The sequence below is a fragment of the Kitasatospora sp. NPDC057940 genome, assembly GCF_042887425.1.
Classification (GTDB): domain Bacteria; phylum Actinomycetota; class Actinomycetes; order Streptomycetales; family Streptomycetaceae; genus Kitasatospora.
The window spans coordinates 353,964-380,521 of the sequence record NZ_JBHVPH010000005.1 but is presented as its reverse complement, the minus strand read 5'-3'; the positions used below and the strand labels follow the sequence as shown (position 1 = coordinate 380,521).

At 74.2% G+C, this 26,558-nt stretch carries 22 protein-coding genes; 17 read left to right on the top strand and 5 right to left on the bottom strand.

Going from position 1 to position 26,558, the window contains the following annotated elements; all coding sequences use genetic code 11:
* The first annotated feature begins 501 nt into the window (after positions 1 to 501).
* From ACFVTF_RS11945 to ACFVTF_RS11930, 4 genes are all read left to right on the top strand, one after another.
* A complete protein-coding gene (locus tag ACFVTF_RS11945; RefSeq protein ID WP_387812446.1) occupies positions 502 to 1,416 on the top strand; it encodes an FAD binding domain-containing protein in 915 nt (304 codons plus the stop codon).
* The gene (locus tag ACFVTF_RS11940) at positions 1,413 to 4,148 is read left to right on the top strand and encodes a molybdopterin-dependent oxidoreductase (RefSeq protein ID WP_387812443.1); all 2,736 of its coding nucleotides are present in this window, start codon (positions 1,413 to 1,415) and stop codon (positions 4,146 to 4,148) included. The genes ACFVTF_RS11945 and ACFVTF_RS11940 overlap by 4 nt, the downstream gene beginning before the upstream one ends.
* A gap of 61 nt (positions 4,149 to 4,209) precedes the next feature.
* Complete coding sequence (locus ACFVTF_RS11935) at positions 4,210 to 5,409, top strand: alpha/beta hydrolase (protein ID WP_387812440.1); 1,200 nt, start codon at positions 4,210 to 4,212, stop codon at positions 5,407 to 5,409.
* A gap of 177 nt (positions 5,410 to 5,586) precedes the next feature.
* Positions 5,587 to 7,101 (top strand): ABC transporter ATP-binding protein, encoded by a 1,515-nt coding sequence (locus ACFVTF_RS11930; protein WP_387812437.1) that lies wholly within the window; start codon positions 5,587 to 5,589, stop codon positions 7,099 to 7,101.
* Positions 7,102 to 7,136: 35 nt separating this feature from the next.
* Here ACFVTF_RS11930 and ACFVTF_RS11925 read toward each other — a convergent pair whose 3' ends face one another.
* Positions 7,137 to 7,625: a universal stress protein gene (locus tag ACFVTF_RS11925; protein ID WP_387812434.1), complete on the bottom strand. Its 489-nt coding sequence runs from the start codon at positions 7,623 to 7,625 to the stop codon at positions 7,137 to 7,139.
* Between the two features lie 169 nt (positions 7,626 to 7,794).
* On the bottom strand, positions 7,795 to 10,041 hold the full coding sequence (gene kdpB, locus ACFVTF_RS11920) for a potassium-transporting ATPase subunit KdpB (protein ID WP_387812431.1): 2,247 nt from the start codon (positions 10,039 to 10,041) through the stop codon (positions 7,795 to 7,797).
* A gap of 379 nt (positions 10,042 to 10,420) precedes the next feature.
* Here kdpB and ACFVTF_RS11915 point away from each other — a divergent pair, with 379 nt between their 5' ends.
* Entirely contained in the window at positions 10,421 to 10,627 is a 207-nt protein-coding gene (locus ACFVTF_RS11915) for a hypothetical protein (RefSeq protein WP_387812428.1), read from the top strand.
* Positions 10,628 to 10,677: 50 nt separating this feature from the next.
* A complete protein-coding gene (gene lysA / locus ACFVTF_RS11910; protein ID WP_363579911.1) occupies positions 10,678 to 12,069 on the top strand; it encodes a diaminopimelate decarboxylase in 1,392 nt (463 codons plus the stop codon).
* A 56-nt stretch (positions 12,070 to 12,125) separates the two neighbouring features.
* Here the strand turns inward: lysA and ACFVTF_RS11905 are convergent, their stop codons facing one another.
* On the bottom strand, positions 12,126 to 12,314 hold the full coding sequence (locus tag ACFVTF_RS11905) for a hypothetical protein (protein WP_387812425.1): 189 nt from the start codon (positions 12,312 to 12,314) through the stop codon (positions 12,126 to 12,128).
* A 192-nt stretch (positions 12,315 to 12,506) separates the two neighbouring features.
* On the opposite strand from ACFVTF_RS11905, the gene ACFVTF_RS11900 reads away from it, so the two are divergent.
* The 8 genes from ACFVTF_RS11900 to ACFVTF_RS11865 all read left to right on the top strand — a co-directional run bounded on the left by ACFVTF_RS11900 (position 12,507) and on the right by ACFVTF_RS11865 (position 21,537).
* Entirely contained in the window at positions 12,507 to 13,100 is a 594-nt protein-coding gene (locus ACFVTF_RS11900) for an isochorismatase family protein (RefSeq protein WP_371516090.1), read from the top strand.
* 291 nt (positions 13,101 to 13,391) lie between these two features.
* Positions 13,392 to 14,126 carry a hypothetical protein gene (locus ACFVTF_RS11895; protein ID WP_387812422.1) on the top strand — a complete coding sequence of 245 codons (735 nt, stop codon included), beginning with the start codon at positions 13,392 to 13,394 and terminating at the stop codon, positions 14,124 to 14,126.
* Between the two features lie 20 nt (positions 14,127 to 14,146).
* Complete coding sequence (locus ACFVTF_RS11890; RefSeq protein ID WP_387812419.1) at positions 14,147 to 15,373, top strand: radical SAM protein; 1,227 nt, start codon at positions 14,147 to 14,149, stop codon at positions 15,371 to 15,373.
* A 210-nt stretch (positions 15,374 to 15,583) separates the two neighbouring features.
* Positions 15,584 to 16,927 (top strand): ABC transporter substrate-binding protein, encoded by a 1,344-nt coding sequence (locus ACFVTF_RS11885; RefSeq protein ID WP_387812416.1) that lies wholly within the window; start codon positions 15,584 to 15,586, stop codon positions 16,925 to 16,927.
* Complete coding sequence (locus ACFVTF_RS11880) at positions 16,924 to 17,844, top strand: carbohydrate ABC transporter permease (protein WP_387812413.1); 921 nt, start codon at positions 16,924 to 16,926, stop codon at positions 17,842 to 17,844. The genes ACFVTF_RS11885 and ACFVTF_RS11880 overlap by 4 nt, the downstream gene beginning before the upstream one ends.
* Positions 17,841 to 18,716: a carbohydrate ABC transporter permease gene (locus ACFVTF_RS11875; protein ID WP_387812410.1), complete on the top strand. Its 876-nt coding sequence runs from the start codon at positions 17,841 to 17,843 to the stop codon at positions 18,714 to 18,716. The genes ACFVTF_RS11880 and ACFVTF_RS11875 overlap by 4 nt, the downstream gene beginning before the upstream one ends.
* Before the next feature lie 2 nt (positions 18,717 to 18,718).
* Positions 18,719 to 20,440 carry a glycoside hydrolase family 36 protein gene (locus tag ACFVTF_RS11870; protein WP_387812407.1) on the top strand — a complete coding sequence of 574 codons (1,722 nt, stop codon included), beginning with the start codon at positions 18,719 to 18,721 and terminating at the stop codon, positions 20,438 to 20,440.
* Between the two features lie 44 nt (positions 20,441 to 20,484).
* Positions 20,485 to 21,537: a LacI family DNA-binding transcriptional regulator gene (locus ACFVTF_RS11865; protein ID WP_387812404.1), complete on the top strand. Its 1,053-nt coding sequence runs from the start codon at positions 20,485 to 20,487 to the stop codon at positions 21,535 to 21,537.
* Between the two features lie 6 nt (positions 21,538 to 21,543).
* Here ACFVTF_RS11865 and ACFVTF_RS11860 read toward each other — a convergent pair whose 3' ends face one another.
* Positions 21,544 to 22,368 (bottom strand): DeoR/GlpR family DNA-binding transcription regulator, encoded by an 825-nt coding sequence (locus ACFVTF_RS11860; protein WP_387812401.1) that lies wholly within the window; start codon positions 22,366 to 22,368, stop codon positions 21,544 to 21,546.
* 187 nt (positions 22,369 to 22,555) lie between these two features.
* On the opposite strand from ACFVTF_RS11860, the gene galT reads away from it, so the two are divergent.
* Both galT and galK read left to right on the top strand, forming a co-directional pair.
* Positions 22,556 to 23,656: a galactose-1-phosphate uridylyltransferase gene (gene galT / locus ACFVTF_RS11855; RefSeq protein ID WP_387812398.1), complete on the top strand. Its 1,101-nt coding sequence runs from the start codon at positions 22,556 to 22,558 to the stop codon at positions 23,654 to 23,656.
* A 44-nt stretch (positions 23,657 to 23,700) separates the two neighbouring features.
* The gene (galK, locus tag ACFVTF_RS11850) at positions 23,701 to 24,843 is read left to right on the top strand and encodes a galactokinase (RefSeq protein WP_387812396.1); all 1,143 of its coding nucleotides are present in this window, start codon (positions 23,701 to 23,703) and stop codon (positions 24,841 to 24,843) included.
* 58 nt (positions 24,844 to 24,901) lie between these two features.
* On the opposite strand, the gene ACFVTF_RS11845 is transcribed toward galK, so the two are convergent.
* Positions 24,902 to 25,564: an NADPH-dependent F420 reductase gene (locus tag ACFVTF_RS11845; protein ID WP_387812393.1), complete on the bottom strand. Its 663-nt coding sequence runs from the start codon at positions 25,562 to 25,564 to the stop codon at positions 24,902 to 24,904.
* Between the two features lie 150 nt (positions 25,565 to 25,714).
* Between ACFVTF_RS11845 and ACFVTF_RS11840 the strand changes: the two genes are divergently transcribed.
* Positions 25,715 to 26,515 carry an SDR family NAD(P)-dependent oxidoreductase gene (locus tag ACFVTF_RS11840; RefSeq protein WP_387812390.1) on the top strand — a complete coding sequence of 267 codons (801 nt, stop codon included), beginning with the start codon at positions 25,715 to 25,717 and terminating at the stop codon, positions 26,513 to 26,515.
* Positions 26,516 to 26,558: the final 43 nt, after the last annotated feature.

Below are 26,558 nucleotides of genomic sequence, written 5' to 3'. Positions count from 1 at the left end.
GATACCTCTCCTCGGCGGGGGAGACCGGGGCGGGCGAAGGGGCCGCGGACGGCGGTGGCGGCAGGGCCGACGGGTGGGGCGTGGCGCCAGGAGGACTTGACGTGGCGTCAGAAAGCCTGTGCGACGGGTGTGTTCACCGTCTCGACCGTGCTCACCGTCTGCCGGAGGCGGACCGGGGCATGCGGGGGTGGGGGTGGGTGGTGCGGCCCGCACTGCTGCTGTCCATGCGTCTCGCCTCCTTCCGGTCGGGCGCGCCATGCTGGTGCGTTCGTCGACGGGGCAAGGGGGGGTCATCCTCGGACTTCGGGACAGCATAGCCCGGCCCTCAGGTCAACTTCGACACCCTTGTCGAAGTTGGCGCGGGTGGGAGGGCCCGCCGTTGGACGATCGACCAGGTGGGGCCGGGTGCGGCTGGTGTGCGGGCCCACTCGTGCCCGGCCGGTCGCCGCCGCTTCAATCGCCGTACCGAAGGAACGGGACCGGCCGGGGCGATGGAGCGACATGGATCTGAACACGGTGGCCGAGCTGTGCGATGCCCGCCGGGGCACCACCTGGCGGCCAGGGGACGCCTGGCTCGGCGGCGGGACGTACCTGTTCTCCGAACCGCAGCCGCACATCCGCCGGCTGATCGACCTCGGCCGGATGGGCTGGGAGCCGCTCACCCCGACCCCGGACGGCGGCCTGGAGATCGCCGCGACCTGCACGATCGCCCAGCTCTCCCGCTACCCCAAGCCCGCGGCCTGGGCGGCGGCGCCGCTGTTCGAGCAGTGCTGCCGGGCGTTCCTGGCCTCCTGGAAGATCTGGAACACGGCCACCGTCGGCGGCAACCTGTGCAACGGCCTGCCCGCCGGCCCGATGATCTCGCTGACCGCCGCCCTGGACGGGGTCTGCCTGCTGCGGGCCCCGTCGGGGGAGCAACGCCGCGTCCCGGTGGCGGAGTTCGTCACCGGCGCCGGTGTCAAGGACCTGCGGCCGGGTGAGCTGCTGCGCTCGATCACCCTGCCGGGCCGGGCGCTGGCGGCCCGGACGGCGTTCCGCCAGGCCTCGCTGTACGGGCTGGGCCGCTCCGGCGCGCTGCTGATCGGCACCCGCGATCCGGTGGACGGTTCGCTGACCATCACCGTCACCGCCGCCACCGTCCGCCCGATCCGGCTCTGGTTCCCGCCGGGGCCGAACGCGGCCGCCGTCGAGGAGGCCGTCCGAGGCGGCATCCGGTCCGAGGAGTACTTCGACGACATCCACGGACTGCCCGCCTGGCGGCGGCACCTGACCTTCCGGTTCGCCGAGCAGATCCGCCGCGAACTGGACCCCGCCCGGCCGGCCCCGACGAGTACGGCCGGACCGGACCCGGCCGGACCGGGCCTGGCTGGACCGGGCCTGGTCGGACCGGGTCGGGCCGAGGAGGAGACCGCATGAGCTTCTCGATCCGCGTCAACGAACGGGACTTCGACGCCGAGCCCCGCCCGGGCCAGTGCCTGCGCACCTACCTGCGCGAGCGTGGCTGGTTCGGGGTGAAGAAGGGCTGCGACGCCGGCGACTGCGGCGCCTGCACCGTGCAGGTGGACGGCACCCCGGTGCACAGCTGCCTCTACCCGGCGGCACGCGCCGAGGGGCGGTGCGTCACCACGGTGGAGGGCCTGGCCAGGGACGGCGAGCTGCACCCGATGCAGCAGCGGTTCCTGGACGCCCAGGGCTTCCAGTGCGGCTTCTGCACGGCCGGCTTCCTGATGACCGCCAGCGCCCTGGACGAGGAGCAACTCACCGACCTCCCCAGGTCGTTGAAGGGCAACCTGTGCCGCTGCACCGGCTACCGGGCGATCGAGGACGCGATCCGCGGCGTCCGGCACACCGAGGAGCCCGAGGCCGGCCGCGCCGTCGGCCGCAGCCTGGGCGCGCCCGCCGGGCCGCAGGTCGTCACCGGCACCGCCCGCTACACCTTCGACGTGGAGGTGCCGGGGCTGCTGCACCTGAAGCTGCTGCGCTCCCCGCACCCGCACGCCCGGATCGTCGCCATCGACACCGCGGCCGCCCTGCGGGTGCCCGGCGTGCACGCGGTGTTCACCCACCACGACGCGCCCGAGCGGCTGTACTCCTCGGCCCGGCACGAGCACCCGACCGAGGACCCGGACGACACCCGGCTGCTGGACGACGTCGTCCGCTTCGTCGGCCAGCGGGTCGCCGCGGTGGTCGCCGACAGTGAGGCCGCCGCCGAGGAGGGCTGCCGCCGGATCGCCGTCGAGTACGAGCGACTCCCGTACGTGCTGGACCCGGAGGAGGCGATGGCGCCCGGCGCGCCGGTGCTGCACGCCAAGGGCCCGCAGGCCCGGATCGCCCGGCCGGAGAACAACGTGTGCGGTGAGGTGCACGGCGAGATCGGCAGCGTGGAGCAGGGCTTCGCCGAGGCCGACGCGGTCTACCAGGAGACCTTCCGCACCCAGCGGGTGCAGCACGCCAGCCTGGAGACGCACGGCTGCGTCGTCTCCTTCGAGGAGCGCGAGGACGGCGCCGGCGAGCGGCTGGTGGTGCGCTCCAGCACCCAGGTGCCGTTCCTCACCCGGCGCGCGCTGTGCGCCCTGTTCGACCTGCCGGAGGGCGAGGTCCGGGTGGTGGCGGGCCGGGTCGGCGGAGGCTTCGGCGGCAAGCAGGAGATGCTGACCGAGGACATCGCGGTGCTGGCGGCGCTGCGGCTGCGCCGGCCGGTGAAGCTGGAGTTCACCCGGGCCGAACAGTTCTACGGCGCCACCACCCGGCACCCGTTCACGATCACCGTCAAGGCGGGCGCGAAGGCGGACGGCACGCTCACGGCGCTGAGCTTCCGGGTGGTGTCCAACACCGGCGCGTACGGCAACCACGGCCCGGCGGTGATGTTCCACAGCGTCGGCGAGTCGATGGGCGTCTATCGGGTGCCGCACAAGAAGGTCGAGGCGTACTCGGTGTACACCAACTGCGTGCCGGCCGGCGCCTTCCGGGGCTACGGGCTCGGGCAGGTGACCTTCGCGGTGGAGTCGGCGATGGACGAACTGGCCCGCCGACTGGGCATCGACCCGCTGGAGTTCCGCGAGCGCAACGTCATCGGCCCCGGCGAGCACATGCTCAGCCCCGGCGGCGAGGAGGAGGACCTGCACATCGCCAGCTACGGCCTCGACCAGTGCCTGCAAGTCGTCCGCGACGCGCTCGCGGACGACCGCAGCGCGGCGGACGCCCCCGAGGGCTGGCTGGTCGGGCAGGGCTTCGCCATGGCGATGATCGCCACCGGCCCGCCCGGCGGGCACTTCGCCGACGCCGCCGTCGCCCTGCTGGAGGACGGCAGCTACGACGTCGCCGTCGGGACGGCCGAGTTCGGCAACGGCACGACCACCGTGCACCAGCAGATCACCGCGGGCGCGCTCGGCACCACCGTCGACCGGATCGCGATCCGGCAGTCCGACACCGACGTCGTCCGGCACGACACCGGCGCCTTCGGCTCGGCCGGGACGGTGGTCGCGGGCAAGGCGGTGATGCGGGCCGCGAACGCGCTCGCCGAACGGCTCACCGACTTCGCCGCCGAGTACGCGCGGACCCCGCGCAGCCTGGCCCGGCTCGGCGCCGAGGCCGTCGACTGCGACGGGCGCGGCATCCCGTTGAAGGAACTGCACGCGGCGGCGCGCGAACGCGGCGTCGACCTCGTCGGCACCGGGCACTGGGGCGGCTCACCGCGCTCGGTGGCGTTCAACTCGCAGTGGTTCCGCCTGGCCGTCGACCCGGACACCGGGGAGATCCGGATCCTGCGCAGCGTGCACGGCGCCGACGCCGGGCGGGTGATGAACCCGATGCAGTGCCGCGGGCAGGTCGAGGGCGGGGTCGCCCAGGCGCTCGGCGCGACGCTGTTCGAACGGGTGCTGCTGGACGACCGGGGCGAGGTCACCACGGCCGCCTTCCGCCGCTACCGCCTGCCCGCGTACGCCGACGTGCCGCGCACCGAGGTGCACTTCTCGACCACCTCGGACGCGATCGGCCCGCTCGGCGCCAAGTCGATGAGCGAGAGCCCGTTCAACCCGGTCGCCCCCGCCTTCGCCAACGCCCTGCGCGACGCCACCGGCATCCGCTTCACCGACCCGCCGTTCCTGCGCGACCAGGTCTGGCAGGCGCTCGCCGACCGGCGGGAGTGACGTTCGGTCCCGCCCTGGTTACCCTGGGTCGCGCCGTCGGACGCGCGCCCAGGGAGGCCGGATGGGACTCACCAGCCACAAGCTGCTGGCGCTGGCGGCGCTGTTCGCGGTGGGCGCGGTGCTCGGCACGCTCTGGGTCTGGCCCCGGCTGGCCGTCCGCAGCTGGCCCGCGGTGTTCCTGCGGCTCGGGACGATCGCCGTCACCCAGTTCGCCCTGCTGGCCACCCTCGGGCTCGCCGTCAACGACGACTTCGTGTTCTACAGCAGCTGGTCCGACCTGTTCGGGCGTGACCGCGGGGCGGGCGTCATCCAGGTGGGTGGCTCGTCCGTCAGCCCGTCCGTCGTTCCGGCCGGAAGCCCGACCGGCACGCCTTCCGGCACCCCCGGCGGCACCCCGACCGAGGTGCCCGCCGGGGTGCAGGTGCTCGGCACCGCCGAGATCACCGGCGCGGACGGGGCCGACCGCGACCCGGCCACCATCGGGCGGCTCGACCGGGTACGGCTGCCCGGCGGCACCACCGGGCTCAGCACCGACGGGTACGTCTACCTGCCGCCGCAGTACTTCCGGCCCGGCGCCGAGACCAGGCACTTCCCGGCCGCGCTGGTGATGACCGGATTCCCGGGGGACGCCGCCAACCTGGTCACCAAGCTGCGCTACCCGGCGTACGAACTCGACCTGCTGCGCCGGGGGGCGATGAAGCCGACCGTCCTGGTGCTGGTGCGCCCCTCGCCGTCGATGCCGCGCGACAGCGAGTGCGAGGACGTCCCGAACGGCCCGCAGGCCCAGCGCTACTTCACCACCGACGTGCCGGCCGACCTGCGCGCCTCCTACCGGGTGCTCGACGGCACCGGCAGCCTCGGCGTGATCGGCGACTCCACCGGCGGCTACTGCGCCGTCAAGCTCGGCATGGTCCACCCGGAGACCTTCCCGGTGGCGGTCTCGCTGTCCGGCTACTTCAAGGCCGCCGAGGACGTGACCACCGGCGACCTCTTCGGCGGCAGCCAGCAGCGGCGCGACGAGGCCGACCTGAACTGGCGCCTCGCCCACCTGCCGATGCCCGCCCTCGCCGTGCTCCTCGCCGACAGCAAGGAGGACGGCCACGGCTACGCCGACTCCGTGGCCTTCGCCGCGGCCGCCCGCCCGCCGCTGGTGGTCGCCCAGGCGACCGTGGAGACCGGCGGGCACAACTTCACCACCTGGACCAGGCTGCTCCCGCCGTCGCTGACCTGGTTGAGCGACCACCTGCACGACCCGCAGTGACACCGGCCGCGCGCCGGGTCCGCGCCGGGCGCGTTCCGGTGCCGACGGCCGGACGGCGGCCGAGAACGTCGGCGGGGTGGTCACTCCTGAGCCATTGTGTGACAGGAGGGTTGTCGAGAGCTCAACTTTAGGATAGGCAAACCTAAGTGATTTCGGTTCGGGGGGAGGACGCGCGGAATGACTGTGACCGAGGACCCGACGACCGCCCGGGTCGACCGGCTCGCCATCGCCCTCGCGGACGGCACCCCGCTGCTCGCCCCGGTCAGCCTCGACCTGCGCCCCGGACGCGTGCACGCCGTCACCGGCCCCTCCGGCGCGGGCAAGAGCACCCTGCTGCACGCCCTCGCCGGCGCCCTGCCCCCGGGCGCCCGGGCCACCGGACTGGTCACCGTCCTCGGTCAGGACGTCCTCGCCCTCGCCCCCGAAGCGCTGCGCCGGTTGCGCCGTCACCGGCTCGCCTTCCTCGGCCAGGGCCAGGGCTCGGGCCTCGACCCCCGGACGCGGGTCGCCGGACTGCTCGCCGGGGCCGCCGCCGACCGCGGCCCCGAAGCCGTGCGCGACCTGCTCGCCCGGGTCCGCCTGCCCGCCGACCAGCGGCTGGAACGCCGCCTCCCCGGCGCTCCCGCCCTCCCGGGTGCCCCCGCCGGCGGTCAGCAGCGCCGCGTCGCCCTCGCGCGGGCCCTCGCCCGCCGCCCCGACCTGCTGCTCCTCGACGAACCCGGCGCCGGCCTGGACCCCGCCCTGCGGGACGAGATCGCCGACCTGCTGCGCGAACTCGCCCGCCGGCACGGCATCGCCGTCGCGCTCGCCAGTCACGACGCCGCCTTCGTGGCCCGCTGCGCCGACGAGGTGCTCGTCCTCGCCCCGGCCCGGCCCGGGGCGGGCGGCGGCCCCATCCGGGCCGGGGCGGGCCGTACGTCCGGACCGGTCGCGGCGCGCACCGCCGTCGGGCTGGCCGCGCTCGGCGTCGAAGCCCACGTCGGGTACGGGCGCGGGCGGCGCCGCATCCTCACCGGGGTCGACCTGCACCTCGCACCCGGCAGCTGCACCGGCATCATCGGCCCCTCCGGCGCGGGCAAGACCACCCTCGTCCGGGTCCTCGCCGGGCTCCACCCGCCCACCGGCGGCGCCCTCACCCTGGACGGCGCCCCGCTGGCCGGCTCGCACCACGCCCGCACCCGCGAGCAGCGCCGCCGCGTCCAACTCGTCCCGCAGGACCCGCTCGGCGCGCTCGACCCGGCCCGGACGGTCGGCGCCACCCTCACCCGGCCGCTGCGGCTGCACCACAGCACCCCGCACGAGCAGTGCCCCGGCCGGGTCGCCGAACTGCTGGCCGCCGTCGACCTCCCGGCCGACCTGGCCGCCCGGCGCCCGCCCGAGCTGTCCGGCGGCCAGCGTCAACGCGTCGCCATCGCCCGGGCGTTGGCGGCCGGGCCGGACGTCCTGCTGTGCGACGAGGTGACCTCCGGGCTGGACGCCGACACGGCCGCGGGCATCATGACCCTGCTCGGCCGGCTGCGCGCCGAGCGCGGGGTGGCGCTGGCGCTGATCAGTCACGACCTGCCGCTGGTGCGCGAACACGCGGACGCGGTGGTGCAGTTGGGGACGGCGCCGGGGTGGGGCCGGACCAGGGGCCCCGGACCGGCGGGCCCGGGCACGATGGCGCCCGCCGGCTCGACGTGGGTGAGGTGACGCGCCGAGCCGGCGGGCGGGTTCGGGGGACCGGACTAGGCGCGCCCCAGCAGCGGGAGCGGTGCCCCGGTGCGGGCGGGGAGTTCGAGCCGGGTCAGCAGCGCGGAGGGCGTGACCTCGACCACCCGGCAGCCCGCGCGGTGGCGGCAGTGCCGGGCCACCGAGCCGTGCCGCAGCCGGTCGAACCGGCGGCGGGTGGCGGCGCCGAGGACCAGCAGGTCCTCCGGCCCGGTGACGGCGCCGACCAGGGCCGGCCCGGGGTCGGCCCTGACCACAAGCGGGTGGATGACCAGGCCGGACGGGTAGCCGCCGTAGGCCTGTTCGAAGGCGATGTCCAGCCGCCGCCGGGCGGCGTGCTCCAGTTCGGACAGCGGGCGCAGGCCGTCGCGTTCGCCCGCGTTCCACGCGGCCACCGGCACCAGCACGGCCTCGCTGCGGGCCGCCTCGCCGACGGCGTGGTAGAGGGCGGCCAGACTGCTCAGTGATCCGCTCAGGCCGACGATCACTCGGGTGGTCCCGGTCATGGCCGTTCGCCTCCGTTTCTCCGGTCGGGTACTCCCGGTTCCGTACTCCTTGGTTCGGATGATTCCAGTGAACCCCGGAACCGGTCCGTCCGTACCGCCGCTGATGGCTCCATGACGCCGGTCGCACACTTCTTGACGGCCTTCTGACAGCTCCGATGCGCGCCGTGCCTCAGCCGAGGCCCGGCACGAACTGGATCAGCAGGTCGATCGCCTTGATGCCGAGGAACGGCAGGACCAACCCGCCCAGTCCGTACACCCGCAGGTTGCGGCGGAGCAGGTCGGTGGCGGAGGCGGGCTGGTAGCGGACGCCGCGCAGGGCCAGCGGGATCAGGGCGACGATGATCAGCGCGTTGAAGATGATCGCGGAGGCGATCGCCGAGGTCGGGCTGTGCAGTTCCATGATGTTGAGGTGGTGCAGCCCGGGGTAGGCGTTCGCGAACATCGCGGGGATGATCGCGAAGAACTTGGCCACGTCGTTGGTGATCGAGAAGGTGGTCAACGCGCCGCGGGTGATGAGGAGTTGCTTGCCGACCCGGATGATGTCGATCAGCTTCGCCGGGTTGGAGTCGAGGTCGACCATGTTGCCGGCCTCCTTGGCGGCCGGGGTGCCGGAGTTCATCGCGACCCCGACGTCGGCCTGGGCGAGTGCGGGGGCGTCGTTGGTGCCGTCGCCGGTCATCGCGACCATGTTCCCGGCGGCCTGCTCGCGGCGCAGGTGGGCGAGCTTGTCCTCGGGGGTGGCCTCGGCGAGGAAGTCGTCCACCCCGGCCTCGGCGGCGATGGCGCGGGCGGTGAGCGGGTTGTCGCCGGTGACCATGACGGTGCGGATGCCCATCCTGCGCAGCTCGGCGAAGCGCTCGGCGATGCCCTCCTTCACCACGTCCTTGAGTTCGACCACGCCCAGCGCGCGGGCGCCGTGCCGGTCGTGGACGGCGACCAGCAGCGGGGTGCCGCCGGCCTCGGCGATCCGGTCCACCAGCGGCTTGGCCTCCATCGGCATCCGCCCGCCGGAGTCCACCACCCAGCGGGCGACGGCGCCGGCGGCGCCCTTGCGGATCAGGCAGTTCGTCCCGTCGGGCCAGGTCAGGTCGACGCCGCTCATCCGGCTGTGCGCGGTGAACGGGACGGGCCGCTGCTCGCCGAGTTCGCCGGGGGCGCGGGGCGGCACCCAGTACTGACGGTTCGTCAGTTCGACGAGTGAGCGGCCCTCCGGGGTCTCGTCCGCGACGGAGGCCAACTGGGCCGCCTCGGCGAGCTGTTCGGTGCTCGCGCCGGGCAGCGGGTGCAGCGCGACGGCCCGGCGGTTGCCGTGGGTGATGGTGCCGGTCTTGTCGAGCAGCAGCACGTCGACGTCCCCGGCGGCCTCGACGGCCCGGCCGGACAGGGCGACGACGTTGCGCTGGACCAGCCGGTCCATCCCGGCGATGCCGATCGCGGACAGCAGCGCGCCGATGGTGGTCGGGATGAGCGCGACCATCAGGGCGACCAGCACCACGGTGGTCTGCGGCGCGTGGGCGTAGATCGCCATCGGCTGGAGCGAGACCACCGAGAGCAGGAAGACGATGGTGAGCGAGGCGAGCAGGATGTTGAGCGCGATCTCGTTCGGGGTCTTCTGCCGGTTGGCGCCCTCCACCAGGGCGATCATGCGGTCGACGAAGCTCTGCCCGGGCCGGGAGGTGACCCGGACGACCAGGTGGTCGGAGAGCACCCTGGTGCCGCCGGTGACGCCGGTGCGGTCGCCGCCGGACTCGCGGATCACCGGCGCGGACTCCCCGGTGATCGCCGACTCGTCGACGGAGGCCACCCCCTCGACCACCTCGCCGTCCTGCGGCACGACCTCGCCGGCGGGCACCAGCACCACGTCGTGCAGCATCAACTGCTCGGCGGGGATCACCTCGTGGCGGTGGTCGCGGGTGCCGACCCGCCAGTGCAGCAGCCGCCGGGCGGTCGTCCCGGCCTGGGTGCGGCGCAGCGACTCGGCCTGCGCCTTGCCCCGGCTCTCGGCGACGGCCTCGGCGAGGTTGGCGAACAGCACGGTCAGCCAGAGCCAGAAGCCGATCACCCAGGCGAACACGCTCGGGTGGATCACCGCGCTGAGCGTGGTGAGCGCGGAGCCGGTCTCCACCACGAGCATCACCGGGTTGCGCATCATGGTGCGCGGGTGGAGCTTGCGGACGGCGGCGGGCAGGGCCTCGGTGAGCTGGCGGCGGGTGATGAGCCGGCGGCGGCCGCCGTCCGGGCCGGTCGGCCGGTGGCTCGGGTGGTGCTGCGGTTGGTGCGGCCGGTCGTCCGGTCGGTCGTGCGGCCGGTCGTCCGGTCGGTCGTGCGGGGGTTGCTCGCGGACACCGTCCGGGCGGCGGAACCAGTCGGTTCGGGGCGTGGTGGTGTCCGGGGGAGTGAGGGCCGAACGGCGCATCGTCTCGGAAGACCTTCCGGGCCGCCCCGGGCTGCGGGGCAACGGGGCGGCGGACTCGGTGGCGGCGGGGACGGCGGCCAGCCCACCACCGGATCCGCGCCCGCCACGCGCCTCTTGACGCGGGCTTGGCGTGCGGGCGGCCGTCCTTGACGGCTCCCTGACATCCGGACCGGGTGGGCGTTCGAGGGCTCGTACGGACGTTCGGGGGTGCGTGCGGCCGTACGGGTGATGGCCGTGGCGGCGGATGTCAGGAAGGCGTCAAGGACGCCCGGCGGAGCGTAGGCCACGCGTCAAGGCCCGGTGCGATCGGCGTCCGGTGGGCATCCACTGGAACCGAGGGCCGCACCACGGCGGCCCGCCCGAGCCCGAGGAGCCTTCCGTGAGCAGCACGATCGCCACCGCCACCGCCACCGCCGTCGACCAGTCGCCGCGCCGCCTGGTCCGCCTGGTGCCCGCCGGTGTCCGGCAGGAGCGACAGGAGCTTCAGGACAGCCCCGAGCCGCCCGAACCGGCGCCCGCGCCCACGGTCGGCCACGACCGCGGCCGCCCGGCGCACTGCCGGATCGCGATGCAGTTCGAGGACTGACCCCGCCCACCGCGTGCCGCAACCCCGCCCCGCCCCGTAGGAGTACCGCCATGACGCAGCTGACCGCCCCGTCCGTCCCCTCCGCCGTCCCCGCCCCCTCCACCGGCACCTCCACCGCCCGCCCCGACGCCCCGGCCGTCGACGCGCTCGGCGGCCCCTGGCCGGCCTCGGCGCGGCCCGGCCCCGGCGGCGACGTGCTGGTCGGCGGGGTGGGGCTGGCGGAGGCGGCCGAGCGCTTCGGCACCCCGCTGTACGTCCTGGACGAGGCCGAGGTGCGCAACCGCGCCCGGGCGTACCGGCGGGCGCTGCCGCACGCCGAGGTGCTGTACGCCGCCAAGGCCTTCCTGTGCAGCGCGATGGCCGACTGGGTGGCCGAGGAGGGCCTGGGCCTGGACGTCTGCTCCTCCGGCGAGCTGTGGCTGGCCGCCTCGGCCGGCTTCCCGGCGCAGCGGATCCTGCTGCACGGCAACGCCAAGTCCCCGGAGGAGCTGCGGCTGGCCCGGCGGCTGCGGGTCGGGCGGATCGTGATCGACGGCCCGGCGGAGATCGCCCGGCTGGCCGCCCTGGTGGCCGCCGACACCCCGCAGCGGGTGCTCGTCCGGGTCGTCCCGGGGATCGCCGCCGGGCACCACACGGCGGTACAGACGGGAGTGGGCGGGCAGAAGTTCGGCTTCCCGATCGAGGGCGGCGACGCGGCCGACGCGATCGCCCGGGTGCTCGACCAGCCCGGGCTCGAACTGGCCGGCCTGCACTGCCACCTGGGCTCGCAGATCACCGAGGTCGAGCCCTACCTCCAGGCGGTGGACGCGCTGGTGCGGCTGCTCGCGGAGATCCGGGAGCAGCACGGCGTGGAACTGCCCGAACTGGACCTCGGCGGCGGCCACGGCATCCGCTACCTGCCGGGGGACGCCGAGTTCGACGTCGCCGACTTCGCCGTCCGGGTGACCGACCGGCTGGCGGTGCGCTGCGCCGAGGCGGGCCTGGAGGTGCCGCGGCTGATCGTCGAGCCCGGCCGCGCGCTGGCCGGCCCGGCCGCCGTCGCCGTGTACCGGGTGCTGTCGGTGAAGCACACCGCGGACGGCCACTGCTTCGCCGCCGTGGACGGCGGGATGAGCGACAACCCGCGCCCGGCGCTGTACGGATCGCCCTACAGCGTCCGCCTGGTGGGCCGCCGCTCGGAGGCGGGCGCGGCCCGGGTGGACGTGGTGGGCCGGCACTGCGAGGCCGGCGACGTGCTGGTCCGTGACGCCGTGCTGCCCGCCGACCTGCGCGCGGGGGACCTGCTGGCCGTCCCGGCGGCCGGGGCGTACCAGCTGTCGATGGCCTCCGGCTACAACCTGGTCGGCCGCCCGGCGGTGGCCGCCGTGAAGGACGGCCGGGCCCGCCTGCTGATCCGCCGGGAGACGGTCGAGGACTTCCGCCTCCGCGAGGTCGGCCGGTAGCCGAACGCCGTCGCGCGAGATGTCGGGCCGGCCGACTTCTCGCGCAACTCCGCGAGCTAGAAGGCCGTGTGGGCCAACCAGTGGTCCAGCAACGCGCGGTGGCCCGTCACCGTCACCCGGTCGTCCTGCGGCGGGAGGCGGCGGGAGACCACCAGCATGAGGTCCGCCACCGCGCCCGACACCACCACGTCGGCCTCGACCGGCCCGCGCTCCCACCGCAGCGCCTCGGGCGCCCTGGTGACCACCCAGCCCTCCCCGGACCTCGGCCGGAACCCGACCCGCTCGCCGACCCGACCCCGCCCCCTGGCGGCGGCCGGGGCGGGCTGATCGCCGTGCCGGGACCGTCCGGGTGAACGGCAGCCCGGGTTGCTTCGTCCACGCACCTCGAAGGCGTCAAGCTGGCCGCGAAATCCGTACCCCCGAGGAAAGGCCGGTCGATGGCTCGCGCGCTGATCGTGGTGGATGTGCAGAAGGACTTCTGCGAGGGAGGGAGCGTCCCGGTCGGCGGGGGCGCCGACCGGGCCCGCGCGATCGCCGAGCTGGTTCAGGGCCCGGAGCGGGAGGGCTGGGCGCGGGTGGTCGCGACCCGGGACCACCACATCGACCCGGGCCCGCACTTCTCGGCGCAGCCGGACTTCCGGGAGTCCTTCCCGGTGCACTGCGTGGTCGGCAGCGAGGGCGGCGAGTTCCACCCGTCCTTCGCGCCCGCCGTCGACGCGGGCGCGGTGGACGAGGTGTTCTTCAAGGGCGCGCACTCGGCGTCCAAGAGCGGGTTCGAGGGCTTCGCGGCGGACGGCACCCGGCTCGCCGACTGGCTGCGCGGCCAGGGCGTGGACGCCGTGGACGTGGTCGGGATCGCCACCGACCACTGCGTGAAGGCGACGGCGCTGGACGCCGTGAAGGCCGGGTTCGCGACCAGGGTGCTGCTGGACTACACGGCGGGCGTGGCCACCGACACCACGGTCACCGCCCTCGGCGAACTCCGGCAGGCAGGAGTCGATCTGACGGGCACGCCGGTCGTGCTGGCCTGATGAGGTCTGCGCGAGAAGTCGGCCCGGCCGACTTCTCGCGCACGCGTGGTTCGATGTCTCGACGCCCACCCGATCCGGGTGCGGGCGGGCGCTACGTGAGTGACTGGTTGAGACCGCTTGTGTCGGTCCGTCAGCCGTGATGTGTGAGATATGTGGTGCGAACGCGACCATTTGTGGCGGGTCGCTGTTAGGCTGCCCATCTGAACGCCAACTCTCCGTGATGTGAGCGGACTTGGAAGAGTGGGCGAAGACTCTCGACTTCACCGCCGTAGCCGACACCCGAGGAAGCGCGTGAGACCCGAAGACGTCCCCCGGCTGTTCCAGGAGCTGGCCCGCGAGTTCGCGGACGTGGCCGGCATGTCAGTGGCGGCGACCGGCTCGTTGGCCCGCGGCGACCACCGCACCGGGCCCACCGGCGACATCGTCTCGAACCTCGACCTGATCCACGTCGTGGCCGACGGGGCCGACGTGCCGGAGGTCCGGGCCGTGCTGGGGCGGACGATGCGGCGGATCTCCGACACCTTCCGGATCGAGACGACGTCCGTCATAGCCAGGCTCCCGGCGTTCCGGCTGGCCGGTCACGCCCACTACCGGATCAGCATGCGGCCCGAGTGGTTCTGCGACGGCCTCGGGCTCGGGTCGGAGGCCTTCGACCGCCCCGGCCACGACGAGGACGACCCGGGGGAGGCGCTGGCCTGGATGATGCAGCCCGTCCCCTACTACCTGGCGAAGGCGACCGCCCTGGACCCGACGACCAACCTCGCCAAGGCCCGCAGGGCGGCGATGCGGTTGGCCGACCGGTTCGACCTGGAGGACGTGCGCAAGGGCCTCGACGACCTGCCGGGTTCGCTGCGCACCCTGATCGCCGAGCGCGACATCACCCCGCTCGAATCCACCGCCCGCTACCTCGCCGCCCCCACCCACCCCGCCATCGCGCAGCTCGTCCGCGACGCGGTCTTCGTCGAGGGCATGGGCCTGTCCTCCGCCGACTCGATGGTCGTCATGCTGCCGTCCGCCTCGAACTGACCCGTACCGGAGAACACCGAATGCCCACCCGGCAGCACGTGGAGATCCTGCCCCCGCACCCGTTGCGGGCCGGCTACGACCGCTCCCTGGAGCGCGGGTCGATCGCCGACGCGTTCCAACGGCGCCTGGAACCCGCCAACTTCACCCCCGGCTACCTCGGCGCCCTGACCGAGCGGGTCGAACAGGCCCTGGGCCAGGACCGGGGGGACGAGACCATGCGGTGGCGCCTGGCCTTCCTCCTGCTCCAGAACAACGCCACCGCGGCCGCCGTCGAACGGGCCGGGGAACTGCTCGCCGGCGCCACCCTCCCGCAGGCCGTCCGCCTGGCCCGGCTGGTGGCCGGGATCCGCGGCAGGGCCGACCGGCCGCGTACCGGCCGACGGGTCCGGCGGGTCAACTGGTCGATCAACAACCGCTGTCCGATGTCCTGCCAGGGCTGCTACAACCCGTTCGCGGCGGAGCAGATCGACCTCGACCAGGCCAGGCGGATCGTCGGGAAGCTGGCCGCGCACGGGACCACCGACCTGGTCCTGGCCGGCGGCGACCCGTTGCTGTGGCCGCCGGTCTTCGACGTGATCGACCACGCCATCGCCGGCGGCCTCAAGGTCGGCCTCGACACCACCGGCTACACGCTCACCGCCGAGAAGCTCTCCCGGCTGCACGGCCTGTCCTCGCTGCGGCTGCCACTGGACGCCGTCACGCCGGAGGTGCAACGCGCCTTCCGCCGCAGTCCGGACGACAGGCTCCTCGACGCGCTGCTGGAGTCCCTCGCCCTGTGCGACGCCGAGGGCTTCGACCGGGTACGGGTGCACACCGTGGCGAGTGCCGAGAACCTCCACCAGCTGCCGGAGCTCGCCGCGGAGGTGCTGTCCCACCCCTCGGTCGCCCAGTGGGTGATCTTCCAGTGGTGGGGCCGGCGGGCCTCGCCGGCCACGGTGCGCAGGCTCGGCGTGGCGGTGGAGGATGTCCGGGCGGTCGTCGACGGGATCCGGCGCGACCACCCGGGCCGGGAGATCCACCTCGCGGAGAGCAGCGAGCGGGAGCTGCTGAACTGGATGATCCAGTCGAGCGGGCAGGTGGTCACCTTCGGGTCGGGCGCGGAGGAGGAGTTCATCCTGGGCAACCTCCTGACCGACGAGGTCGAGGAGATCCTGACCCATCCGATCCTGGACTTCGAGGCCATGGCGCGGGGGATCCCGGTCACCCCGGGAACCGTCTTCGGCGCTCCGGACGCCGCCCTGGCATAACGGAACGGTTTCGGAGCCCACCCTCCCCGCGCCCAGGTCTTGACGGCGCGGGGAGGGTGGGCGTTTGCTGTGACCCGCTCGTTCGAACCTGTTTGGTTCTGGTCTGTTTTGTGTATTTGAACGTTCAAAACCCTTCAAGACCCCCCTCCTGCCTCACCCACCACCCTTCCTGCTTCACCCCTTCCTCGCCACCCCTCAGAGAGGAATGCAATGTCACACCTTTCCCGTCGTGATCTGCTCCGAGCCTCAGGAGCGGGCCTGCTGGCCCTGACCGCCGGCGGCACGCTCGCAGCCTGCGGCGACTCCGGCTCCGGGGGCGCCTCGGGCGGGGACGCCGACACCGGCAACATCACCGTCTGGTCCTGGGCCACGGCCGCCGAAGCCCTGCGCGGGATCGTCCCGGCCTTCCAGAAGGACAACCCGGGGATCACGGTCGACGTCCAGGACATCGGCGAACCGGCCATCTGGGACAAGATCACCGTCGGCCTGGCGGCCGGCGGCCAGGGCCTCGGCGACGTGCTGCACATCGGTTGCGACTACCTGCCCGGGTACCAGGAGAAGTTCCCCGGCGGCCTGGCCGACCTCTCCGCGCTCGGCGCCGACGCGCACAAGGACAAGTTCGCCAAGGGCCTGTGGCCCGTCGTCAGCGGCAAGGACGGCCACGCCTACGCGCTGCCCTGGGAGGTCAACCCGCTCGGCTTCTTCTACCGCAAGGACTACTTCGACAAGGCGGGCATCGACCCCGAGTCCTTCGCCACCTGGGACGACCTGCTCGCCGTGGCCGACCGTTTCAAGGCCGCCAACCCCGGCGTCGCCCTGATCGGCATCAACCGGGCCGCCAACCCCACCCCCGACCTGGACTTCGTCCAGGCCCTGATGCAGCTCCAGGGCGCCTTCTACTTCGACCTCCAGGGCAAGATCACCGTCGGCTCGGAGGCGGCCGTGCGCGCCCTGACCATCGTCAAGCGGCTGGACGAGGCCGGGCTGATCGGCGACACCCCCGGCGTCCAGAGCTGGCCGCCCGTGATGAAGGCCGGCAAGCTCGCGGTGGCCGCGATGCCCGCCTGGGTCGCGCACTACCTGGAGAAGAAGATCCCCGACCAGAGCGGCAACTGGCGTCTCACCAAGCCCCCGGCGGTCACCCCCGGCGGCAAGCGCACCGCCCTGGTCAACTCCACCCACCTGGCCGTCGCCGCCTCCAGCCCGCGCCGCCGCGCCGCCTGGAAGTTCGTCGAGTACACGGTCACCCGCCCGGCCTCGGTGAACGCCATGTTCAACGCGGGCGGCGTCTTCCCGGCCCTCACCGAGGCCTACACCGACCCGCTGTACGCCGAGCCGAGCGCCTACTACGGCGGGCAGCCGGTGCTCAGGACCTTCGCCGACCTCGCCACCGAGGGCGGCTTCCCCACCAACTACTCCGGTGACTACGCCCGCGCCCTCAAGCTCGTCAGCGACGCCCAGGTCAAGGTCCTCCTCAAGGGCGCCGACCCGGCCACCGTCCTCCAGGACGCCGCCAAGCAGCTCGCCCAGCAGACCGGGCGCGGTATCGCATGAGTGCCGCCAGCCCGCCCGCCGCCCTCGCCGGGAGGCCCGCAGCGCCGCGCCGGTCCCGCCTGCGGCGCGGCGCCGTACCGTACCTGCTGCTCGCGCCCGCCCTGCTGACCTTCGGCGTGTTCAAGGCCTACCCGGTCGTCGAGTCGCTGCTGCTGTCCTTCACCACCGGCTCCGGCGCGGCCACCCACGACGCCGGCCTCGCCAACTACCGTCGCCTGCTGGACGACCCGCTGTTCTGGACGGCCCTGTCCAACACCGGCGAGATCCTCGTCATGCAGGTCCCGCTGATGCTCGGACTGGCCCTGCTGATGGCCGTCGGCATCAACTCCGCGGTGGTGCGCTGGCGCACGGTGTGGCGCCTGGGCGTCTTCATGCCCTCGGTCACCGGCCTGGTCGCCACCGGCGTGATCTTCGCCTACCTGCTCAAGACCGACGACGGCGCGGTCAACTGGGTGCTGAACGCCGTCGGCCTGCCCTCCGTCGACTGGCTGGGCCAGCCCGTCTGGGCCCGGATGGCCGTCGTCGTGGTGCTCACCTGGCACTACACCGGATACAACGCCGTCATCTACCTCGCCGGACTCCAGTCCATTCCACGGGAGTTGTACGAGGCCGCGATGGTCGACGGCGCCGGACCGATCCGCCGCTTCATCTCCGTCACCGTCCCCGCGCTGCGCCCGGTGCTGCTGTTCACGGTCGTGCTCTCGACCATCGGCACGCTCCAGCTCTTCGACGAGCCGTACGTGCTGACCGGCGGCGGGCCGGACAACGCCACCCTGACCGTCTCCATGTACCTGTACCAGAACGGCTTCCGGTACTACGACTTCGGCTACGCCTCCGCCGTCGCCTACGCGCTCACCCTGCTCGTGACGGTGCTCGGCGCCGTCCAGATGCGCCTGATGGGAGAGCGCGACAAGTGACCTCCAGGAGCGATACCCCCCAGAACGAGGCCACCGAGCGCGTGAACCCCCTCAAGAAGCTGCGCGGCTGGCCGCTGACCTTCCTCCTCGCCGGCATCACCGGGCTGTCGATCGCCCCCTTCTACTGGCTGGTGGTCTCCTCCACCCGCAAGGACACCGAGGTCTTCGACTGGCCGCCCAAGCTGCTGCCCGGCGGGAGCCTCGGCGAGAACCTGAGCCACCTGGAGCAGAAGATCGGCCTGCTCAGGGTCGTCGGGAACTCCCTGCTGGTGGCGGGGGTCCAGACGCTGGGCGCCCTCGTGGTGGCGCTGCTCGCGGGCTACGCCTTCGCCAAGTTCCGCTTCCGCGGCCGGACCCTGCTGTTCGCGCTGCTGTTCTCCACCCTCGTGGTGCCCGAACAGGTCATGCTGGTACCGCTGTTCAAGATGATGACGAACTTCGGCCTGCTGGACACCTACCAGGCGCTGATCCTGCCCGGCCTGTGCGTGCCCTTCGCCATCTTCCTGATGCGGCAGTCGCTGAGCAGCCTGCCGGACGAACTCCTGGACGCCGCCCGGGTCGACGGCGCGGGCGAGTTCCGGGTGCTGTTCAGCGTGGTGGTGCCGGTCATGAGACCCGTGCTGGCAGCCCTCTCGATCTTCCTCTTCCTCGGCTCCTGGAACCAGTTCGTCTGGCCGCTGATCGCTCTGCGCAGCCCCGGGATGCACACCCTGCCGGTCGCCCTCGCGACCCTGCACGGCAACAAGAGCAACACCGACTACGGCGCGATCCTCTCCGGCACCGCGCTGTCCACCCTGCCGATGATGGTCCTCTTCCTGGTCCTCCAACGGCAGTTCATCTCCGGCCTGCTGGCCGGCGCCACGAAGGGCTGAACATGACCGAGATCTGGGAACCGCACGCCCCCGCCGTCGCCGGCGGCCTGCGTCCGCTCCACGCCGAAGGCCTGGACCTGCGGGTCAGCGGGAACGCGAGCGCCCGCGGGGCGGGCGACGGAATCGTCGAGGTGACCGCCGAGGGGGAGGGCGACGTCCGGATCGAGTGGCGGGTGCCGTGCGTGGACGCCACCGCGTTCTGGACGCCCGAGCCGCGCGGCACCGGCCGGCTGCCCGCCGCGTGGAGCGCCCCGCGCCGCACCGGCCTGGCCAACGGCGCACCGATCGCCGCCCTGATCGGCACCGGCGACCTCGCGGTCTGCGCCTTCGCCGCCGAGCGCGCCGACGTCCTGGCCGGCGCCGGAGTGCTGGAGGAGACCGGCGAGTTCCGCTTCTGGGCCCAGGCCGCCGGCCGGCTGACCGTCCGCATCGACACCTCCCGCCGGCACTTCGCGCGCTGCCTGGCCGACCTCGCCGCCTGGTGGTGGGCCGGCCGCGCGGCCGACATCCCCGCCATCCCCGAGGCCGCCCGCCGCCCCGCCTACTCCACCTGGTACTCGATGCACCAGGACGTCTCGCCGAAGGCCGTCGAGACCCAGGCCGCGCTCGGCAAGGAGCTCGGCATGGACGTCATCATCGTCGACGACGGCTGGATGACGGCCGACCGCACCCGCGGCTACGCGCACTGCGGCGACTGGGAGCCGGTCTCGCTGCCCGACACCGCCGCCCACGTCCAGCGCGTCCACGACCTCGGCGTGCAGTACATGCTCTGGTACGCGCTGCCGTTCATCGGCAAGGACAGCGCCGCCTTCGAGGCGATCGGCCGCTACGCGCTCGCCGACGCCGCCCACATGGGCGCGGTCGTCGCCGACCCGCGCTACCCCGAGGTCCGCGCGTTCCTGGCCGGCCGGCTCGCCCGCGCCGTCGAGGAGTGGGGCATGGACGGGCTGAAGGTCGACTTCGTCGACTGGTTCGCCCGCGCCGACGCGCCGGAGGCCGGGCCCGAGGCCGACTGCGCCACCGTGGACGAGGGCGTCGAGCGGCTGCTCGCCACGATCCGCGGCCGGATCACCGCGGTCAAGCCGGGGGCGATGATCGAGCACCGCCAGCCGTACGTCAGCCCCGGCCTGTGGCCGTACGTCACCATGGTCCGCGCCACCGACTGCCCGCTCAGCCCGCAGGAGAACCGGCAGCGCACCATCGACGTGCGGCTCGCCGCCGGGCCCGTCCCGGTCCACGCCGACATGCTGATGTGGCACCCGGCCGAGCCGCCGGAGCAGATCGCCTGCCACCTGATCAACGTGCTGTTCTCGGTGCCGCAGGTCTCCGTCGACCTCGCCGCGCAGAACCCCGGGCAGCGCGAGGCGATCGGCTTCTGGCTCGGCGTCTTCCGCGAGCATGTCGCCACCCTGCAGCTCGGCGAGCTGCGCCCGGCCCGGCCGGATCTCGGCTACCCGATGGTCACCGCCGTCGGCGGCGGCACCGTCGCGGTGGCCCGCTACGCCGCGCTGCCGGTGGACGTCTCCGGCGCGGACTGGCGCACTCTGCTGGTCGCCAACGCCGACGCCGACCCGGACGTCCGGCTCACCGGCGGCGCCGGGACGGCCGAGGCCACCGTGCAGGACGCCCGAGGGCGTATCGTCCGGCGGGGCGAGGTCGAGCTCGACCGGGCGGGCGGCATCACCGTGCCGCGCGGTGGGCTGCTGACCCTGCGCCGCCCGTAGAACCGAGTACCCGTCAGACCCGAGCAGCCGTCCTGGAGCCTCCGATGCCCGAGGGAACACCCCGACCGCGCCGCGGCGCCACCACCATCGAGGAGGTGGCCCGCGCGGCCGGGGTGTCCCGGCAGACCGTCTCCAACGCGCTCAACGCCCCCCAGCGGGTCCGCCCGGACACGCTGGCCCGGGTGACCGCGGCGATCCGCGAACTCGGCTACCAGCCCGACCAGTCGGCGCGCTCGCTGCGCAGCGGCGCCCGGCGCACCCTCGGCTACCTCGCCCCGGTGGACGACCCGTTCGACCCCAACCCGCTGATGGCCGGCTTCCTGGAGGCGCTGGTCGACGCGGCGGGGGCGCAGGGGCAGCGGGTGCTGCTGTTCCGTCCGGGGCGGGGCGCGGCCGAGGGCGGGGCCCAGGGGGCAGCCGGCCCGCTGGCGGCCATCGACGAGCTGGTGGCGGCCCGTCAGGTCGACGGGCTGGTGCTGGCGGACGTGCTGGGCGACGACCCCCGGATCGGGCACGTCGTCCGGGCCGGCCTCCCGTTCGTCGCCTTCGGGCGGACGGGCCCGGGGCAGCCCCAGCACTGGGTCGACATCGCCAACGACACGGCGATGGCCGTGGTGGTGCGGCACCTGGCGGCGCTCGGCCACCGCCGGATCGGGTACGTCGGCCGCGCCGAGGACCTGCCGTGGATGGCCGCCCGGCGGGCGGGCTTCCTCGCCGAGGCGGCCCGGCTGGGCCTGTCCGCGGTGACGGCGGCGCGGCCGGACGTCGCGGCCGTGCGGGAGCTGCTGCGCGGGCCCGAGCGGCCGACGGCCTTCGCGGCGGGCAGCGACCTGCTGGCGCTGGACGTCTACGAGGCGGTCCGGGCGGAGGGACTGGCGGTCGGGCCGGCGGGGGTGGCGGTCACCGGCTTCCACGACACGCCGCTCTGCCGCCACCTGCACCCGGCGCTGACCTCGGTGCGGCTCCCGCTGCGGACGATCGCCGCCGCCCTGGTGGAGCGGCTGCTCGGCCAGGTGCGGGGGGAGGCGGCGCCGGCGGGCGGGTTGGAGCTGGCCGCCGAGCTGGTGGTGCGGGCGAGTTCCCGGACGGATCCGTAGTCCCCGTCAGACCTGGTGGCCCTGCTCCCCGGTCGGGGCGACGATCAGCTCGCCGACCAACTGGGCCGCCGCCGCCCGGTGTTCGGTCGCCAGCGCGTCGTCGGTGACCAGCACGTCCAGTTGCTCCAGCGCGGCGAAGGAGGCCAGGCCGACCGCGTTCCACTTGGTGTGGTCGGCCACCACGACGACCCGGCGGGCGGACTGCAGGAAGGTCCGGTTGGTCTCCGCCTCGGCCAGGTTCGGGGTGGTCAGCCCGGTCTCGGCCGAGAGGCCGTGGCAGCCCATGACCAGCACGTTGACGTGCAGCGAGCGGATCGCCTGGTCGGCGACCGGCCCGACCAGCGCGTCGGAGGGCGTGCGGACGCCGCCGGTGCGGATCACCGTCGCGGTGGCGGGGGTGCCGTCCTCGTCGGGTTCCTCCAGCAGTTCCGCGATCCGCAACGAGTTGGTGACGACGGTGAGGCCCTCGACGGCGCGCAGCTGCCGGGCGACCGCGAAGGTGGTCGTCCCGGCGGCCAGGCCGACCGCCGAGCCGGGCGGCACCAGGGCGGCGGCGGCCCGGGCGATGGCCTCCTTGGCGGGCAGCTGCCAGTTGGCCTTGGTCTCGAACCCGGGCTCGCCGCTGGCCGCCGCCTCCGTCCGCACCGCCCCGCCGTGCACCTTGTGCACCAGCCCGCGGCGGGCCAGCGCGTCCAGGTCGCGGCGGATGGTCATGTCGGACACCCCGAGGTCCCGGACCAGTTCGGTCACCCGGACGCCGCCGCGCGCGCGGACCCGCTCCAGGATCAGCACGCGGCGCTGTCCGGCGAGCGGTTGGGCGCTGTCAGCCATCGGGGGGCTCCTCGGGTCGGTGTGGTCCGCGTGGCCGTTCGGCCGGCCGTCCGTCCGGTCGTTCGACTGGCCGAACGGCGGGCCACGGTCACCGCCATCATGGCAGGCGCGGACCCCTTCCGGACAGCCAGGCCTGATGGATAATGTTGGATATTGTTGTTTCGTGTCGGATAGAGGGAAGAAGGCCATGGCCGGGACCCTGACCCAGCCCACCGCCAGGACCGCGACCACACTCGCGGACGGGCGACAGCTGATCTACTACGACAGCGGCGAGGCCGTCCCCCGGGACGCCGTCGACCGGCGCCCGCTCGACCCGCCCGCCCACGGCTCCGAGGTCCGGCTCGACCCGGCCACCGGAGCCTGGGTCACCGTCGCCGCGCACCGCCAGGCCCGCACCTACCAGCCCCCCGCCGAGGAGTGCCCGCTCTGCCCCTCCCGGGACGGCCGGCACAGCGAGATCCCCGCCGACGACTACCAGGTGGCCGTCTTCGAGAACCGCTTCCCCTCGCTGGCCGGCCCCCCGGCGGCGCTGGAAGGCGTCGACGGACTGCGGGTCAGCGGCCCCGGCGCCGGGCGCTGCGAGGTGGTCTGCTTCACCGCCGACCACGACGCCTCCTTCGCCGACCTCGACGAGCGGCGGGCCCGCCTCGTCCTCGACGCCTGGACCGACCGCACCGCCGAACTCGCCGCCCTCCCCGGCGTCCGGCAGGTCTACTGCTTCGAGAACCGGGGCGCCGAGATCGGCGTCACCCTCGCCCACCCGCACGGCCAGATCTACGCCTTCCCCTTCACCACCCCGCGCACCGCCCGGATGGCCGCGCGCGCCGCCGAACACCGCGCCGCCACCGGCCGCAGCCTCTTCGACGACCTGCTCGCCGCCGAACGCGCCGACGGTACCCGGGTGGTGCTCGCCGGCGAGCGCTGGACGGCCTTCGTCCCCTTCGCCGCCCGCTGGCCGTACGAGGTGCACCTCTACCCGCACCGCCGGGTCGCCGACCTGACCGGCCTGGACGAGTCGCAGCGCGCCGAATTCCCGGGCCTCTACCTGGAGTTGCTGCGCCGCTTCGACCGCCTCTTCGGTGCCGGCCGCACCCCGTACATCTCCGCCTGGCACCAGGCGCCCGCCGGCCAGGAGGACGAACTCGCCCTCCACTTGGAGCTGTTCACCATCCGGCGCGCGGCCGACAAGCTCAAGTTCCTGGCCGGGGTGGAATCCGGTATGGACGCCTTCGTCAACGACGTCACCCCCGAGGACGCGGCCCGCCGGCTGCGGGAGGTAGCCCTGTGACCACGCCCGTGAGTGCGCCCGTGAACACGCCTGTGGAGGCTCCTGTGAACACCCCCGTGGCCTCCTTCGAGGAGCTCCACGGCCACGCCCCCGAGGGGGAGTGGGCCGCCCCCGGCCGGGTCAACCTGATCGGCGAACACACCGACTACAACCTCGGGTTCGTGCTGCCGATCGCCCTCCCGCAGGCCGTCCGCGCCCAGGCCCGGCGCCGCGACGACGGCCGGCTGCGGCTCTGGTCCGCCCAGGGCGACGGGGTGGTCGCCGACCTGGCCGTCGCGGACCTGGCCCCGGGCTCGGTGCCCGGCTGGGCGGCCTTCCCCGCCGCCGTGGTGTGGGCGCTGCGCGAGGCCGGGCACCCCGTCGGCGGTGCCGAGTTCCGGCTGGAGAGCGACGTGCCCAGTGGTGCCGGGCTGTCCTCCTCGGCCGCCCTGGAATGCGTCGTCGCGATCGCGTACAACGACCTGTACGGGCTCGGGCTGTCCGCCCCCGAACTCGCCCTGATCGCACAGCGGGCCGAGAACGACTTCGTCGGCGTCCCCTGCGGGATCATGGACCAGATGGCCTCGATGTGCTGCCGCCCGGGCGCCGCCCTGCACCTCGACAGCCGGGACCTGGCGATGCGGCAGGTCCCGTTGGACCTCGCCGGTGCCGGCCTCGCCCTGCTGGTCCTCGACACCCGGGTCAAGCACGACCTCGGCGACGGCGCCTACGCCGCCCTGCGGGCCGGCTGCGAGCGGGCGGCCGCGCTGCTCGGGCTGCCCGCGCTGCGCGAGCTGACGCCCGCCGGCCTGCCGGCCGCGCTGCCCCGACTCCCGGAGGAGCTGAGGCCGTTGGTGCGCCACGTGGTCACCGAGAACGAGCGCGTCACGGCCGCCGTCGCCCACCTGGACGCCGGTCGGCCCGCCGAGCTCGGCCCGATCCTCACCGCCGGCCACGCCTCGCTGCGCGACGACTACCGGGTCTCCTGCCCCGAGACCGACCTCGCCGTCGAGGCCGCCCTCGCCGCCGGCGCCCACGGCGCGCGGATGACCGGCGGCGGCTTCGGCGGCTCGGTGATCGCCCTCGTCGACGCACCGGCCGCCGACACCGTCGCCGCCGCCGTCACCACCGCGTTCCGCGCGGCCGGCTACGCCGCCCCGCGCACCCTCACCGCCGTCCCGGCCGAGGGGGCCCGCCGCACGGGCTGACCGGGCCCGTCGAGGTCGGCGCGGGTCACGGCCTCCCGGGAAGCACGCCTTCCCGAGGTCACGCCTTGTGGTCCGCCGGGCGCTCCGGAGAAGCCTCCGCGAGCGCCCGGGTGACCGCCTCCACCCCGGCGCGCAGCCCGTACACCGGCGTGCCCGGCTGCTGGCGCCAGGACTCGTCGATCCCGCCCGCGTCCACCGTGTCGAAGCCCAGCTCGTCGATCAGCGCCCGCACCACGCGCTTGGCCGCCTCGTCGTCCGCCGCCACCGGCACGGCGATCCGCTCCGGGTCGCCCTCCGGGCGCGGCCGCTCCAGCAGGTCCTGCGCGTAGGTGCCGTTGAACGCCTTCACCACGGGGTGGCCGAGGTGCCGCTCCGTCCACCGGCTCTCGGTCAGCCCGTCGTCCTCGATCGCGTCGATCCGGCCGTCGCGCTGCTGCGGGTAGTAGTTGCCGGTGTCGATCACGGCCGCGCCCTCGGCCGCGCCGTCCAGCAGCCCGGCCGGCAGGTCCGGCACGTTCTTCAGCGGCACCGTCACCACCACGACCTGTGCCCCGCGCGCCGCCTCGGTGGCCGGCACGGCCGTCGCGCCCGTCTCCTCGGCGAGGGCGGCCAGCGACTGCGGACCGCGCGAGTTGGCCACCGAGACGTCGTGTCCGAGCGCCGTCAGCCGTCGGGTCAGGTTGCCGCCGATGTTGCCCGCACCGATGATGCCGATCTTCATGTCAGACCCCTGTTCGCGAGTGTCACACGCTTCTCGTCCTGCCCCAACCACCCGGTGGCGCCGTCGATTCCCGGTGCAGGGTGGTTCTTCCGGACCCAGGGTCGGGCCGGGCCTGGCCCCGGTTCCACGGCTGTCGGGAGAGTGGGTGCCATGACCGACAACGCCCCGTCCGAAATCGCTCCCTCCCGGGAGTTCGCCGACCGCACCGTCCTGATCACCGGCGGCACCAGCGGCATGGGCCTCGCCACCGCCCGCCGCCTCCTCGCCGCCGGCGCCCGGGTGGTCATCACCGGCCGTGACGACGCCCGGCTCGCCCACGCCGCCGAACGGCTCGACGGCGGCGACCGGCTGCTCGCCGTCCGCGCCGACGTCGCCGTCCCGGCCGACCTCGCCCGGCTCGCCGCCACCGTCCGGGAGCGCCACGGCGCGCTCGACGGCGTCTTCGCCAACGCGGGCGTCGGCGTCTTCCAGCCCGTCGCCGACGTCACCGAGGGCGACTTCGACCACACCGTCGACGTCAACTTCAAGGGCGTGTTCTTCACCGTCCAGCACGCCCTGCCCCTGCTGGAGGCGGCCGGCGGCGGCTCCGTCGTGCTCAACGCCTCCTGGACCCCGCACCGCGGCCTGCCCGACGCCCCCGTCTACGCCGCGACCAAGGCGGCCGTCCTCAGCCTCGCCCGCACCCTCGGCAGCGGCCTCGCCGCGCGCGGCATCCGGGTCAACTCCGTCAGCCCCGGCTACATCGCCACCGAGATGTTCCACGCGGTGATCCCCGACCCGGCCGCCCACGAGCCGATCCGCGCGCGCATCCCGCTCGGCCGCCTGGGCCGGGCCGAGGACGTCGCCGAAACCGTCGCCTTCCTGCTCTCCGACCGGTCCTCCTACATCACGTCCCAGGACATCGTCGTCGACGGCGGCCTGGTGCCCGCCGTCCAGGCCGTCGCGGGCTGACGTCCGGCCGATCCCCGGCGGCCCCGGTACAAGCCGTGCCTGG

Coding starts and splice junctions, on each gene's coding strand:
- ACFVTF_RS11840 (WP_387812390.1), top strand. CDS start 25,715: ATGACCGACAACGCCCCGTCCGAAATCGCTCCCTCCCGGGAGTTCGCC.
- ACFVTF_RS11870 (WP_387812407.1), top strand. CDS start 18,719: ATGACCGAGATCTGGGAACCGCACGCCCCCGCCGTCGCCGGCGGCCTG.
- kdpB (WP_387812431.1), bottom strand. CDS start 10,041: ATGCGCCGTTCGGCCCTCACTCCCCCGGACACCACCACGCCCCGAACC.
- ACFVTF_RS11865 (WP_387812404.1), top strand. CDS start 20,485: ATGCCCGAGGGAACACCCCGACCGCGCCGCGGCGCCACCACCATCGAG.
- lysA (WP_363579911.1), top strand. CDS start 10,678: ATGACGCAGCTGACCGCCCCGTCCGTCCCCTCCGCCGTCCCCGCCCCC.
- ACFVTF_RS11925 (WP_387812434.1), bottom strand. CDS start 7,625: ATGACCGGGACCACCCGAGTGATCGTCGGCCTGAGCGGATCACTGAGC.
- ACFVTF_RS11930 (WP_387812437.1), top strand. CDS start 5,587: ATGACTGTGACCGAGGACCCGACGACCGCCCGGGTCGACCGGCTCGCC.
- ACFVTF_RS11900 (WP_371516090.1), top strand. CDS start 12,507: ATGGCTCGCGCGCTGATCGTGGTGGATGTGCAGAAGGACTTCTGCGAG.
- ACFVTF_RS11845 (WP_387812393.1), bottom strand. CDS start 25,564: ATGAAGATCGGCATCATCGGTGCGGGCAACATCGGCGGCAACCTGACC.
- ACFVTF_RS11945 (WP_387812446.1), top strand. CDS start 502: ATGGATCTGAACACGGTGGCCGAGCTGTGCGATGCCCGCCGGGGCACC.
- galT (WP_387812398.1), top strand. CDS start 22,556: ATGGCCGGGACCCTGACCCAGCCCACCGCCAGGACCGCGACCACACTC.
- ACFVTF_RS11885 (WP_387812416.1), top strand. CDS start 15,584: ATGTCACACCTTTCCCGTCGTGATCTGCTCCGAGCCTCAGGAGCGGGC.
- ACFVTF_RS11940 (WP_387812443.1), top strand. CDS start 1,413: ATGAGCTTCTCGATCCGCGTCAACGAACGGGACTTCGACGCCGAGCCC.
- ACFVTF_RS11935 (WP_387812440.1), top strand. CDS start 4,210: ATGGGACTCACCAGCCACAAGCTGCTGGCGCTGGCGGCGCTGTTCGCG.
- ACFVTF_RS11880 (WP_387812413.1), top strand. CDS start 16,924: ATGAGTGCCGCCAGCCCGCCCGCCGCCCTCGCCGGGAGGCCCGCAGCG.
- ACFVTF_RS11890 (WP_387812419.1), top strand. CDS start 14,147: ATGCCCACCCGGCAGCACGTGGAGATCCTGCCCCCGCACCCGTTGCGG.
- ACFVTF_RS11860 (WP_387812401.1), bottom strand. CDS start 22,368: ATGGCTGACAGCGCCCAACCGCTCGCCGGACAGCGCCGCGTGCTGATC.